A 12,843-nucleotide genomic window follows, 5' to 3' on the forward strand; every position below is an offset into this window, starting at 1 on the left:
TGCCGAGTGAACCGATTTTCCGCCATCAAATGCTTCAATCTAATCACAACTCGCTTGAGTATCATCGTCGGCCCGCTTTGGCCTTTTCAGCCTTGGCCGCCAGCTTTTCCAGGACCTTGGGGCTCGTCAGTTCCTTTGCCGCATCGCGTCCGATCCACCGTTCGGTCCGGTCCGGACCGGCTTCCAGGCTGCGCGCGAGGTCCACGGCGGATCCGTGCAGTTCCAGCGATCGCTTGCCGATTTGCCGCAATGCCCAATTGACGGCCTTTTTGACAAAATTGCGTTCGTCGGTGGCATGCTCCCCGATCAGCGGGAGCCATGCGGCGATCGTGCTGTCGGGTTCCTTTTTCAGGTGAACCGCACCCCAGGCCATCATGGCGAAGGCGGTACGGCGAACGAACTCGCGCTCGTCGGCGGCGAACGGGATGATCAGTTCATCATGCAGTCCGGCCTCGATAAACAGGCTGGCGGCGTGATCGACCACCTCCCAGGAGTTGAACTCGGCCGCCCATGCCCGGGCCTGGTCAGCTGTCACTTTCTTTGGCTCATCGCTGAAACAGGCAAGCAGCCTTGCTTCCCTGATCCCGGTTTTCCAAAGGGCCAGTGCGCGATCATGATCGCGTTTGATCTTGCGGGCGAGGGGACGCAGCTCCGCATTGCGTATGCCGAGCGCCTTGCTCGTGTCGATCACGTAGCGGGCCATGCCCTCTATATCGTCGGCAACGGCGTGAGCGCGCAGCCATTCGGCCACTTGCCGGCAGTCCCAATCGGGTGCAGGCTCGGCGGCGGGCATCTCAGCGTTCCAGGCGCGCCAGCAGCGAGGAGGTGTCCCAGCGGTTGCCGCCCATTTTCTGGACTTCGCTGTAAAGCTGGTCGACGAGGGCCGTCACCGGCAGGTTGGTGCCGTTGTTTCTGGCCTCCTCGAGGACGATGGAAAGATCCTTGCGCATCCAGTCCACGGCAAATCCGTGCTCGTAGTGCCCTTCGATCATCGTTTTGTGGCGGTGTTCCATCTGCCAGGAGCCGGCCGCGCCCTTCGAGATCACGCCGATCACCCTTTCCATGTCGAGGCCGGCCGCCTTGCCGAAATGAATGGCCTCGGAGAGACCCTCAACAAGGCCGGCTATGCAGATCTGGTTGACCATCTTGGTGAGCTGTCCGCTGCCCACGTCGCCCATGAGACCGACCATTTTCGAATAGCATTCGATGGCGGGCCGGGCGTTCTCGAATGTCTGTTTGTCGCCACCGACCATGACGGTCAGGGCGCCGTTCTGCGCTCCGGCTTCACCGCCGGATACCGGTGCGTCGAGGAACCCAAAACCAAGCCGCGATGCTTCGACGTGGAGTTCGCGCGCAACCTCGGCTGAAGCGGTTGTGTTGTCGATGAAGATGGCGCCTTTCTTCATTTCGTGGAAGGCGCCCTCGGGGCCGGTCGTCACACTGCGCAGATCGTCGTCATTGCCGACGCAGGCAAAGACGAAATCCGCCTCCGCCGCTGCTTCCCGTGGAGTCTGCGCCGCCGCGCCGCCAAACTCGGCAACCCATTTGTCGGCTTTCGCGCCGGTGCGGTTATAGACCGTGACATCGTGATCGCCCCGCGTCTTCAGGTGACCGGCCATGTGGTAACCCATCACACCCAGTCCGATGAAAGCCACTGTTGCCATCTGTATTGCCCTTCTGCAAAGTGCTGATGTTTTTCGTTCTGCCTGAAGGGAATAGATCAATGCGGCGGATCATCAAAGTCCTTGTCAGATTTATTTTTATCGCGATTCCACTTCTCATTGTCGCCGCCGGCGGCGGCTATGTCTGGATGGCGCGCTCGTTGCCTCCGGTGTCCGGCTCGATGACCGTCGAGCGGCTGTCAGATACGGTGACGGTTGCGCGCGACGAACACGGGGTGCCGCACATCAGCGGCTCGTCCGTCAACGATGTCTTCACGGGGCTCGGCTTCGCCCATGCCCAGGACCGGCTCTGGCAGATGGAGGTCGTGCGGATCGCGGCGCAGGGACGCCTGTCGGAACTGTTCGGCGAGGCCACGGTCGACAGCGACATCTACCTGCGCAGCATGGGCCTGTTCGAAGCCGCGCAATTGTCCTATGAGGGAATGCCGCAAGTGGCGCGCGACGCGGTCGATGCCTATGCGAGAGGTGTCAATGCGTGGATGGCAAGGGACGGGCGCGCCTTCGCATCGAAACTGCCGCCCGAATTTGTCATTCTCGGTCATTCGCCCGAGCCCTGGGAGCCGACCCATTCAATGGCGGCGCTGAAGATGATGTCGGTCACTCTGGGCAGGAACGCGTCGGAAGAAGTCATGCGCCTGGCGTTTGCGCGGCTCGGCTTCTCATCGAGCGAGATCGGCGAATTGCTGCCCCTGCTGCCGGGCGAAAACCCACCCGAACTCCCGGATCTCGCAGCGCTTCTTGATCTGCCTTCCGGCCCGATTGAGGTCGCAAGCCGGGACCGGCCGGAGGATTCGCCCGTGCTTGCGATGCTGGACCACGCCAACAAGGGCGCGTCGAACAACTGGGTTGTTTCCGGATCGCGGACGCAGAGCGGCAAGCCGATCCTCGCCAACGATCCGCATCTTTCCCTGTCGGCTCCCTCGATCTGGTATCTGGCGCATTTGCGCGTTGAGGGCGATGGCGACGCGCGCAACTTTATCGGCGCGTCGACGCCGGGCTCTCCGCTCATCCTTCTTGGCCGCAGCGACAATGTCGCCTGGGGCTTCACCAATACCGGATCGGACGTCCAGGACATTTTCATCGAGAGGATTAATCCGGACAAGGACGATGAATATCTGACACCCGATGGCTGGCAGACCTTCGGAAACCGTGAGGAGACGATCCGGATACGTGGCGGACAGGAGCGCACATTCACGCGCCGCTGGACACGGCACGGACCGGTGCTTCCCGATACCTATCTCAATATCGGCCCGTACCTGCCGGAAAACACCGTCGCGGCGCTTGCGTGGGTGGCCCTTGCCACCGACGATTCAACCATGAACAGCGGCATCCGGGCGTTGAGCGCCAGAACCGTCGACGAATTCCAGGCGGCGATGGTGGATTACGTCACGCCCATGCAATCGATGGTGATTGCCGATACATCAGGCAATATCGGGCTGATTACGCCGGGCAGAGTTCCGATCCGCGATCCGCGCAACGCCGTCATGGGCCGCGCCCCGGTTCCGGGCTGGGACAGCATCTATGACTGGACCGGCAGCATTCCGTTCAGCGGCCTTCCGCGTGAGAACAACCCGCCGGCCGGTGCCATCGGAACGGCAAACAGCCGGAATGTGGGGCCGGACTATCCCTATATGCTGACGCTCGACTGGGAAGAGCCCTGGCGTCAGCAGCGGGTCGATCAACTCATCGTCGACAACCGGACCCCGCAGACGATCGCGATGACGCGCGCTGCGCAGGCCGATGTGCATTCGCTGGCCTTTGCGGACCTCGGCCCGAAGATGATCGCGCTGATCGGGGCGCAGGACGGCGTTGACGGGGCCATGCTGGAAGAGCTGAAAAGCTGGGACTACGACATGGTGCGCGACAGCCGCACGCCGCTTGTGTTCATGGCATGGTATCGCGAGAGCATGATCGGCATCTTCCGCGACGATCTCGGCCCGTCCTTCGACCACTGGTTCAAGGCACGCGGCAATGTGATGCTCAACGTGCTGGAGGGCAAGACGGGACGCGCATGGTGCGATGACGTTTCGACAACCGGCAAGGAGGGCTGCGCGGATATTCTGGCCGCGGCACTGAACCGGGCCCTTATCGACCTCGAACAGCGTTATGGCGAGGACAGGAGCAAATGGAGCTGGGGCGAGGCGCATCTGTCAGCCGGCGCGCATACGCCGTTTACGCAGATCGAGCCGCTCAACCGCCTGTTTGACATACAGGTGCCGAGCCCGGGCGGGCCGTTCACCCTCGACCGCGGCCGCACGCGGCTCGACAGCGACAAGACGCCGTTCATCAATGCCAGCGGTTCCAGCTTCAGGGGCATTTACGATTTCGAGGATCTCGAGCGGTCAACCTTCATTCAGACCACAGGCCAGTCGGGCAATCCGTTTTCGAGGCATTACCGGGATTTCGCGCTTCCATGGGCAGATGTCGAGGCCATCACCATTCCGTCGGATCCGGCGCTCTACGAGGCCGGGATCGTCGGCACATGGCAGTTGCTGCCTTAGCGTGTCAAATGCCGGGTCAGGCGCCGCTCGAACCAGTTCCACAGGTTGCGCAGGGCCTCGACGATAATGAGGTAGAAGATCGCCGCCCAGATATAGGTCTGGAAATCAAAGGTGCGCGAATAGGCGCGCCGGGTTTCGCCGAACAGATCGAAGACCGTGATAATGGCGACAATGGCCGATCCCTTGACCATCAGGATGATCTCGTTGCCGTAGGGGCGCAGCGCCACGATCATCGCCTGCGGCAGGATGATCTTGCGATAGATCTGGATGCGTCCGAGGCCCAGCGCCTGTCCCCCCTCGAACTGACCGCGCGGGACGCTCTGGAGTGCGCCGCGCAGGATTTCCGCCTGATAGGCGGCGGTGTTGAGCGTGAAGGCGAGGACCGCGCAATTCCACGGATCGCGGAAAAAGCCCCAAAGGCCGATCGCCTCCAGTTGCGGTCTGAATTCTCCGAGACCGTAATAGATCAGGAAGAGCTGGGAGATCAGAAACAGTTGCGCGATGAGCGGGGTGCCGCGGAAGAAATAGACATAGCTGTAGGTCGGGACCGAGAACCAGCGGCTTGACGCCATGCGGCCCATGGTGACCGGAATGGATACCAGGGCGCCGAGGAAAACCGATATGGCGACCAGTGTGACGGTTACGCTCAGTCCTGAAAAATATCGCGGCGCATAGCGATCGATCTTCTCCGGGTCCCATTCGGCGGCAAGGAAAAGGATGATCCCGACGCCGACGACAAGCCACAGGGCCATGCCCGCGATGCCGGCGATGCGGGCCGATGTCCACGGCCGTGGCGGGGAGGGGGGCGGTGCCTTCGCCTCGATCATGTTCTCGGCGACCGTCATACCCGGACGCCCGACTTTTCGACGCTGCGCTCAATCGCCCGGATGGCGAAGGAGGAAAGAATTGCCAGCACAAGGAAAAGCAGGCAGGCAACCCCGAAGAACAGAAACGCTTCCTTGCTGACACGTGCCGCGATGCCGGCCTGTCGCAGGATGTCCGGCAGTCCGATCACCGATACCAGCGCCGTTTCCTTCAGAAGGATCATCCACAGATTGCCGAGGCCCGGCAGCGCGATGCGGATCAGCTGCGGCAGGATGATCCTGATCATGGTCAGGGTCTTGCCGAGCCCGAGCGCATGGCCGCCTTCATACTGGCCGGCCGGGATGGCGCGGAAAGCCGACAGGAACACTTCGCTGGCAAAGGCGGAGAACACGACGCCGAGGGCAATCATGCCGGCAAGGAAGGAGTTGATTTCAAGGGCGGATTCATAGCCGATCGCGAGCAGCAATTGCCGGATGCCGATCTGCAGGCCGAAATAGACGAGAAAAAGCGTCAGCAGTTCAGGCAGGCCGCGAAAGATGGTCGTGTAAATCTCGGCGGCCATGCGCAGCGCGCCCTCGTCGCTCTGCTTGGCGAGCGCCAGAAGAAAACCGACCACAAGACCGAGCGGCAGCGTCGCCAGCGCGAGGCCGACCGTGACCAGCACGCCGGAGGCGATCTGATCGCCCCAGCCGTCGGGACCGAAGCTCAGTAGGGTCAGGATTTCCTGCATATCTTACGGTTTTTGGCGCGTCGCGCGCATTCCCCTTACGAAAACGGCGGGATCAAGCCCGCCGTTCCCATATCTTCAAGACGGCCGGCGATCAGTCGCCATAGACGTCGAATTCGAAATACTTGTCGTTGATTTCCTTGTATTTTCCGTTGTCACGCAGGGCGATGATCGCCTGGTTGAACATCTCGCGCAATTCGTCCTCGCCCTTGCGGATGGCAATGCCGACGCCGGGGCCGTTGATGACGGGATCGGGCGTCAAGGTGCCGAGCATCTTGCAGCATGCGCCGTCATCGGTTTTCAGCCACTCGGACAGCACGATGACATCGTCGATGACGGCGTCAATACGACCGTTGGCGATATCCAGCTTGTATTCGTCCGGAGTCGGATAGAAGCGGACATCGGCCGAGGGGAGTTTTTCCTCGGCATAGTTGGAGTGGGTGGTTGCGCTCTGGGCGCCCAGAACCTTGCCCTCGAGAGCCGCGTCGGTCGCCTCGGTGACGTCCGAATCCTTCGGAACGGCGATTGCCGGCGGTGAATTGTAGTATTTGTCGGAGAAATCGACTTTCTCCTTGCGCTCTTCCGTTATCGACATGGATGCGATGACCGCGTCGAATTTCCCGGCGATCAGAGACGGGATCATGCCGTCCCAGTCATTGACGACAAACTCGCATTTGACCTGCATTTCCTCGCACAGAGCGTTGGCGATATCGATGTCGAAGCCTTCGAGCCTGCCATCCGATGTCAGATTGTTGAAGGGCGGATAAGCGCCTTCCGTGCCGATCTTGATCGTCTTGGCCTGGTCATCAGCCTGCGCTGCGCCCATGGAGACGGCCATCACAGCCGCGGCGGCCGCAAGGGTAAGGTACTTTGAGATACGCATGGTGGTCCTTCCTGATATCGTGCCTTCGTTGTTGATATTGGCGGCACATCGACACGGGTCCCCAATGTCCCGTATTGGCGGCGATATTCCCACCGTTTTTGAACAAAATGCAACTGCAAAATTGACGGGAGACGTATTGTTTTTAAGCGAAAAGAGGCCGTCTGCCGGGCGTATCGGACCGAATTCGGACCGATATCGCGGTCCGGGCCACGCCTACCGAAGGTCAATGCCGAACTGGGCCAGCGGAATATAGGTGACCGCTTCGCCCTCTTTGACCGATACCGTCTCCTCATCGAGTTCAATGAGGCCGTCGGCGCTGCGCAGTCCGGAAATCAGCCCCGATCCGTCGTGGCGGAACTTCCTTGCGACCACCGCGCCGGCATCGTCCTGCTCCAGCCATCCGCGAATGAACTCGTGCCGGTCCGGTTTCTTCCTGTCGATGGCGAACCCTGCCGGAACCGGTATGCGCTGCGGTTGCCTGTGCTGTCCGCCGCCCAGGATCCGCATCGCCGGATAGCAGTAAAGCAGGAAACACACGAAAGCCGCCACGGGATTTCCGGGAAGGCCGAGGAAGACGCAATTGCCGATCTGCCCGAATGTCATCGGCCGGCCCGGTTTTATGGCGATCTGCCATAAATGTCGTTTGCCGAGGCGGTCGATGATCCTGACGATATGGTCTTCCTCGCCGCGTGACGCGCCGCCCGTCGTCAGGATGACATGATGGTCGTCGGCCGCCCTGGAAAGGGCCCCGGCAATCGTGTCCTCGTCATCGCTGAGTATGCCGATATCCGTCAATTCGACCGGGAGACCGGCGCAAAGGGACGCGATCATATGGCGGTTTGAATCGAAGACCTGGCCTTGCGCCAGGTCATCGGACTGTCCCGGTTCCACCAGCTCGTCGCCCGTCGAAACGATGGCGACCTTCAAGCGCCGGCAGGTCTTGACGCTTGCCCGTCCGAGCGAGGCCAGCGCGGCAATGTCCTGCGGACGCAGCCTTTGCCCCGGGGAGAGCAGGTCATCGCCCGCCTTGACGTCTTCTCCGGCCAGCCGCCGGTTCGCGCCGGGGCGAAGACCCGCCGGAACGGTCACCTGTGCCCCGTCTGCGGAGAGGCTGCAATCCTCCTGCATCGCCACGCAATCGGCGTTCGGCGGCATGACGGCTCCGGTAAAGACGCGTGCGGCGGTTCCTGCGGCCAAAGCGGCGGGATCGGTCTGGCCCGCGGCAATGCGGGGGCCGACGGCCAATGTTCTTTGTCCTGCATAGTCCGCGTGGGCAAAGGCGTAGCCGTCAACGGCGCTGTTGTCGTGCAGCGGCACGTTGCGCGGCGCCGTTATGCTTTCGGCCAGATACCGCCCCAGGGCGCTGTCCAGATCGACGTCTTGCGTGCCGACGATGCGATGGAGACGTTCGGCGATGAGCGCCACAACCTCGCCATGCCGCAACCGGTCCTTGTCGTGCAGGAAGCAGTCATCAATGAGGTTCGGCGACGGGCTCATCTGTTCCTCACCTCGGCGAGACCGGTCTCAATCTCGATGAAATCGGTAATGGCGATGGTGTCGTTGAGATCGAAGGTCGGGAGCGAAGCGCTGTCATCGGGTTCGTCGGTTGCGATGGCGACGACGGTCGGATCCTCCTGCGCCAGCGGTTCGCGGCTGTGGGCCTCGCGCCGCCGGGCCTCGATCTTCGGGTGGCCCTCGCGTTTGTAACCCTCGATGATCACCAGATCGCACGGCTCGAGGCGCGCCAGGACCGAGGCCATGCTCGGCTCTTCCTCGGCCCGCAACTCATGCATCAGCGCCCAGCGGTTCGAAGAGACGATCGCCACTTCGTTGGCGCCGGCGCCGCGGTGGCGGAAGCTGTCGGTGCCTTCATGGTCGATATCGAATGCGTGATGGGCGTGCTTGATGGTGGAGATGCGCCAGCCGCGTCTGGTCAGTTCCTCGACCACGCGGACCGTCAGCCCGGTCTTGCCTGAATTCTTCCATCCGGTGATACCGAATACGCGTTGCATCACACATGCCCTCTCGATGATGCGCCTTACCCGATCCGGGCCAGTATGTCTTCCGCCATGGCGAGATCTTCAGGCGTGTTGGCGTTGAAAAACGGGTCGACAGGTCCGGCGGCAGTCTCGACGTGCGGAAAATCGACAGTCAGCAGATTGTGCCGCTGAACCCACGCCATGACCTTTAGTGTGCCCGTGCCGGCCAGCCAACCTGCCAGATCGTCGCGAAGCGAAACCGGCCAGAGGCTGAAAACCGGGTGACGGAAACCGCCCGAGGTTGCCATGACAACCGTTTCGCTCGCGCCGTCGTTCGCCGCAACAAGCCGCGCAACGAGATTTGCCGGAAAAAACGGCGTGTCGGATGCGGCGGTGACAATGTGGGAGAGGCCCGGTTCATGTGTCGCTGCCCATGTCATTGCCGCGCTGATGCCGGCAAGCGGACCGGCAAATCCTTCCACTTCGTCAGCCACGACGGGCAGGCCGAATTGCGAAAACCGCTCGGGATCGCCATTGGCGTTGAGAAGCACGCGCCGGACCTGCGGGCGCAGCCTGTCCACGACAAGCGACAGCATCGAGCCGTCGCCAAGCGGTCGAAGCGACTTGTCGCCGCCGCCCATGCGGCGTGAGAGACCGCCGGCAAGGATGCAGCCAAGCACGTCGTCGCGCGCGAGGGTCACGGTTCACCCTCCGCCTTGCGCGCATGTTTGCGGTCCTCGTCGGCAATTGCGGCCGGGTCCTGATCAAACACGATCCGCTCTTCTCCGGAGAGCGCGACGAAACGCTTGCCGCGGGCGCGTCCGATGAGCGTCAGGCCGACCCGGCGCGCCAGTTCCACGCCCCAGGCGGTAAATCCCGACCGCGAGATCAGCACCGGGATCCCCATCATGGCGGTCTTGATCACCATTTCGGAGGTCAGCCGGCCCGTCGTGTAGAATATCTTGTCCTCGGCACCGACAGTGTTGGTGAACATCCATCCGGCGATCTTGTCGACCGCGTTATGCCGGCCGACGTCCTCCATGTACACAAGCGGCCTGTCTTCCCGGCAGAGCACGCAGCCATGGATCGCGCCGGCTTCGAGATAGAGCGAGGGAGCAGTGTTGATAGCCTTGGTCAGGGCGTAGAGCCAGGAGGTGTGCAGTTTTGCATCCGGATTGAGGCGGATCGCGTCGAACCCGTCCATCACATCGCCAAAAACGGTTCCCTGGGCGCAGCCGGAGGTGCGGACCTTTTTTTGCAGCTTGTCCTCGAAATCGGTCTCGTCGTCCGTGCGGACAACCACGACCTCAAGCTCCTCATCATAGTCGATATCGGTGATCGTATCCGCGCCGGACAGCATGTTCTGGTTCAGCAGATATCCGACCGCGAGCAGATCGGGGTAGTCCCCGATCGTCATCATGGTGACGATTTCCTGCCGGTTCAGATAAAGCGTCAGCGGTTTTTCCGTTACCACGCGTGTCTTCATCGGGCGGCCGTCCTGGTCGATACCCGACACTTCCTGCGAGAGGCGGGGGTCTTCGGGGTCCGGGCTCAGAACAAAGCCGCTCTTGCTCATGTCGTACAATCCTGCACTCGGCTTCTATCGGCTTACAGGCTCGCGTGTCTCCAGCACAACTTGCCGTGCCACATGCATAACGTACAGAGCCATCAGAGCCCCGGCAATCGAGGAAACGAGCATGATGTAGAGGATCGGATAGGCGCCCGACCGAGGCGACAGAACGGCGCCCGTGAGCACTGAAAGCGCGGCGCCGCCGCCGATCATCAGCGCGCCGCCCAGGCCGGCCGCCGCACCGGCGAGATGCGGGCGGACGCTGACAATGCCGGCATTGGCGCTTGGCAGGCTGATTCCGTTGCCGAGGCCAATGAAGATCATATAGCCGAAAAAGGCGAGCGGGTGGTTGGAACCGGCCGCGAATGTGAGGATCGATCCGATCATTCCAAGCGCCGAGATGAGATTGCCGGACAGCAGCATCGTGTTGATGCCGAAACGTTCCGTATACCGCCCCGACAGGAAGTTGCCGGCCATGTAGCCGACGGCCGTCAGGGCGAAGTAGAAACCAAGCTCCGACGGGCTGAGGCCGAGATGCGTGACCGACACATAGGGTGCGCCGCCGAGGAAGGCGAAGAAGGAGCCGGATGTGAATGCCGCCGAAAGCGCATAGCCCCAGAACCGGCGTGAGCGGATAAGCTCCGGATAGGAGCGGAACTGCGCGGCGAAATTGGCCGACGGGTATTTGTTGGTTTCGCCCATGTCGGCCATCACCATGCCAAAGACGACAATTCCGAAGACAAGCGTTACGGAAAATGCCGCCTGCCAGCCGAAAATCTCTTCGAGAACGCCGCCGATGGCAGGCCCGATCATCGGAACCACCGCCATGCCCATCGTTATATAGCCGAAGAGGCTGGCGGCGCGGGCGGGTTCATGCATGTCGCGCACGACGGCGCGCGAGAGGACAAGGCCGGCGATGATGACGGATTGCACTAGCCGTGCCGCCAGCATTGTCTGAAAGTTCGGGGCAAAAATGCAAACCAAAGTGGCGACGAGAAAGATGCCGACGCAGGTCAGCATGACCGGCCGCCGGCCGAACCGGTCCGAGAGCGGGCCGATGATCAACTGCATGGCGGCCGTTGCCGCCAGATAGGCTGAAATCAGCAATTGAACGTAGGAGTAGCTGACGCCGAAATGCGTCGCGATGCCCGGCAGGGACGGCAGGACCACGTTCATGTTCAACGCGCCGGCACCGGTCACGATCACCAGGGTGGTGATATGTGGGGGCGTGTGTCTGTCCAGGAACCTGCTCTGTTCGCTCAAAATGATTTCCTGTTCCGGTCTGACGGGACCGGTGAAGGGGGCAAATTATCGGAGAGGAATCAGGAGCCGCCCGGATTCCCAATGCGATGTATGATCAGGGATCGATACCTGACAGCGGTATACGGGCAATCCCGCCCGCCTGCAACGATCAGTTTATACGGCATTGGGTGGCGCAATGACAATCGGTCTTGCGGCGGCAATCCGCAACCGATTGTTTTTTCAATTCAAAATCGGTTTGCTATCCGCCCGTAACGCTCATGTGGCGGGCGACGGCAGGCTTGTTGTTGCGCCGGTCGATGATGAAATCGTGCCCTTTGGGCTTGCGCAAGATGGCGGCATCGATCGCGTCCGAGAGGAGCGCGTTGCCTTCGGAGGCGCGCAGCGGTGCCCGCAGATCGGCGGCATCATCCTGACCCAGGCACATGTAAAGCGTTCCGGTGCAGGTCAGGCGCACCCGATTGCAGCTTTCGCAGAAATTATGGGTCATGGGCGTGATGAAGCCGAGCCGCCCGCCCGTCTCCGCGATCTCGACATAGCGCGCCGGACCGCCCGTCTTGTAGTCGATGTCGGTCATGGTGAACTGTTTCGCCAGATTCGCGCGCAGCATCGACAATGGCAGATAATGGTCGGTCCGGTCCTCGTCGATTTCGCCCATCGGCATGGTCTCGATGACTGTGAGATCCATGCCGAGATCATGCGCCCAGCGGATAAGATCCGGGATTTCGGCGTCATTGAATCCCTTGAGCGCAACCGCGTTGACTTTGATCTTGAGGCCGGCCTTGCGTGCCGCTTCCATGCCGCTCAGGACGCGGTCGAGATTGCCCCAGCGGGTGATCTTGCGGAACTTGTCCGGGTCACGCGTGTCCATGGATACGTTGATGCGCCTGACGCCGCGGTCGGCGAGTTCGTCGGCAAAGCGCGCAAGCTGCGAGCCGTTTGTCGTGAGTGTGACTTCCTCGAGCAATCCGGAACCAAGATGCCGCGACAGGCCGCGGATGAAGTGCATGATGTTCTTGCGCACAAGCGGTTCGCCACCGGTCAGGCGCAGCTTTTTCACGCCCTTTTCGGCAAAGACCGTGCACAGGCGGTCGAGTTCCTCGAGTGTCAGAAGCTCCTTCTTGGGCAGGAAGGTCATGTTTTCCGACATGCAGTAGGTGCAGCGGAAATCGCAGCGGTCGGTGACAGACACCCGAAGGTAGGTCACCGCGCGGCCGAACGGATCCACCATCTGCCGGTCGTGGCCTGCGAAAAGGTTCGGATTGGCTATGTTACCCGTATCGATATCGAACACCCCGTTCACTCCCCCGGATCAAAAAAACCGTCATGAATACAGTTTCCAGCGCGCCCGGCGCCTTTTAACATTTCTAAGAAGCGTATCTTGCGTCCAGCGGCGGTTTCGTCAAGAGACAGAGG

At 61.5% G+C, this 12,843-nt stretch carries 12 protein-coding genes; 1 reads left to right on the plus strand and 11 read right to left on the minus strand.

Features of this window, described 5'->3' with window-relative positions; translation table 11 throughout:
- Window positions 1-61: 61 nt before the first annotated feature.
- Window positions 62-793, minus strand: a complete 732-nt coding sequence (locus tag AC5E6N_RS19430) for a DNA alkylation repair protein (RefSeq protein WP_491749365.1) — start codon at window positions 791-793, stop codon at window positions 62-64.
- 1 nt (window position 794) lies between these two features.
- Entirely contained in the window at window positions 795-1,721 is a 927-nt protein-coding gene (locus AC5E6N_RS19435; RefSeq protein WP_491749373.1) for an NAD(P)-dependent oxidoreductase, read from the minus strand.
- A 2-nt stretch (window positions 1,722-1,723) separates the two neighbouring features.
- Between AC5E6N_RS19435 and AC5E6N_RS19440 the strand changes: the two genes are divergently transcribed.
- Window positions 1,724-4,183, plus strand: coding sequence for a penicillin acylase family protein (locus tag AC5E6N_RS19440; protein ID WP_491749366.1), 2,460 nt, complete (start codon window positions 1,724-1,726; stop codon window positions 4,181-4,183).
- Here the strand turns inward: AC5E6N_RS19440 and AC5E6N_RS19445 are convergent.
- From AC5E6N_RS19445 to moaA, 9 genes are all read right to left on the minus strand, one after another.
- Complete coding sequence (locus tag AC5E6N_RS19445) at window positions 4,180-5,028, minus strand: ABC transporter permease (RefSeq protein WP_491749367.1); 849 nt, start codon at window positions 5,026-5,028, stop codon at window positions 4,180-4,182. The genes AC5E6N_RS19440 and AC5E6N_RS19445 overlap by 4 nt on opposite strands.
- Window positions 5,025-5,738: an ABC transporter permease gene (locus tag AC5E6N_RS19450; RefSeq protein ID WP_491749368.1), complete on the minus strand. Its 714-nt coding sequence runs from the start codon at window positions 5,736-5,738 to the stop codon at window positions 5,025-5,027. The genes AC5E6N_RS19445 and AC5E6N_RS19450 overlap by 4 nt, the downstream gene beginning before the upstream one ends.
- A gap of 91 nt (window positions 5,739-5,829) precedes the next feature.
- Window positions 5,830-6,618 (minus strand): ABC transporter substrate-binding protein, encoded by a 789-nt coding sequence (locus tag AC5E6N_RS19455; protein ID WP_491687764.1) that lies wholly within the window; start codon window positions 6,616-6,618, stop codon window positions 5,830-5,832.
- Window positions 6,619-6,831: 213 nt separating this feature from the next.
- Window positions 6,832-8,115 carry a molybdopterin molybdotransferase MoeA gene (locus AC5E6N_RS19460; RefSeq protein ID WP_491749369.1) on the minus strand — a complete coding sequence of 428 codons (1,284 nt, stop codon included), beginning with the start codon at window positions 8,113-8,115 and terminating at the stop codon, window positions 6,832-6,834.
- Window positions 8,112-8,630, minus strand: a complete 519-nt coding sequence (gene mobB / locus AC5E6N_RS19465) for a molybdopterin-guanine dinucleotide biosynthesis protein B (protein WP_491749370.1) — start codon at window positions 8,628-8,630, stop codon at window positions 8,112-8,114. Before mobB ends, AC5E6N_RS19460 begins: the two co-directional genes overlap by 4 nt.
- 26 nt (window positions 8,631-8,656) lie before the next feature.
- Complete coding sequence (gene mobA / locus AC5E6N_RS19470) at window positions 8,657-9,298, minus strand: molybdenum cofactor guanylyltransferase MobA (protein WP_491749371.1); 642 nt, start codon at window positions 9,296-9,298, stop codon at window positions 8,657-8,659.
- Window positions 9,295-10,173, minus strand: coding sequence for a formate dehydrogenase accessory sulfurtransferase FdhD (locus AC5E6N_RS19475; RefSeq protein ID WP_491687768.1), 879 nt, complete (start codon window positions 10,171-10,173; stop codon window positions 9,295-9,297). Before AC5E6N_RS19475 ends, mobA begins: the two co-directional genes overlap by 4 nt.
- Window positions 10,174-10,197: 24 nt before the next feature.
- Window positions 10,198-11,430, minus strand: a complete 1,233-nt coding sequence (locus AC5E6N_RS19480) for a multidrug effflux MFS transporter (RefSeq protein ID WP_491749372.1) — start codon at window positions 11,428-11,430, stop codon at window positions 10,198-10,200.
- Between the two features lie 238 nt (window positions 11,431-11,668).
- On the minus strand, window positions 11,669-12,658 hold the full coding sequence (gene moaA, locus AC5E6N_RS19485; protein WP_491749374.1) for a GTP 3',8-cyclase MoaA: 990 nt from the start codon (window positions 12,656-12,658) through the stop codon (window positions 11,669-11,671).
- Between the last annotated feature and the right edge of the window lie 185 nt (window positions 12,659-12,843).

It is taken from the genome of Hoeflea sp., from assembly GCF_984452065.1.

What these genes read in the sequence shown, in the direction of transcription:
- AC5E6N_RS19475 (WP_491687768.1), bottom strand. Translation starts at nt 10,173, where the DNA reads ATGAGCAAGAGCGGCTTTGTTCTGAGCCCGGACCCCGAAGACCCCCGC.
- moaA (WP_491749374.1), bottom strand. Translation starts at nt 12,658, where the DNA reads ATGGTGGATCCGTTCGGCCGCGCGGTGACCTACCTTCGGGTGTCTGTC.
- AC5E6N_RS19445 (WP_491749367.1), bottom strand. Translation starts at nt 5,028, where the DNA reads ATGACGGTCGCCGAGAACATGATCGAGGCGAAGGCACCGCCCCCCTCC.
- mobB (WP_491749370.1), bottom strand. Translation starts at nt 8,630, where the DNA reads ATGCAACGCGTATTCGGTATCACCGGATGGAAGAATTCAGGCAAGACC.
- AC5E6N_RS19460 (WP_491749369.1), bottom strand. Translation starts at nt 8,115, where the DNA reads ATGAGCCCGTCGCCGAACCTCATTGATGACTGCTTCCTGCACGACAAG.
- AC5E6N_RS19455 (WP_491687764.1), bottom strand. Translation starts at nt 6,618, where the DNA reads ATGCGTATCTCAAAGTACCTTACCCTTGCGGCCGCCGCGGCTGTGATG.
- AC5E6N_RS19450 (WP_491749368.1), bottom strand. Translation starts at nt 5,738, where the DNA reads ATGCAGGAAATCCTGACCCTACTGAGCTTCGGTCCCGACGGCTGGGGC.
- AC5E6N_RS19440 (WP_491749366.1), top strand. Translation starts at nt 1,724, where the DNA reads ATGCGGCGGATCATCAAAGTCCTTGTCAGATTTATTTTTATCGCGATT.
- AC5E6N_RS19430 (WP_491749365.1), bottom strand. Translation starts at nt 793, where the DNA reads ATGCCCGCCGCCGAGCCTGCACCCGATTGGGACTGCCGGCAAGTGGCC.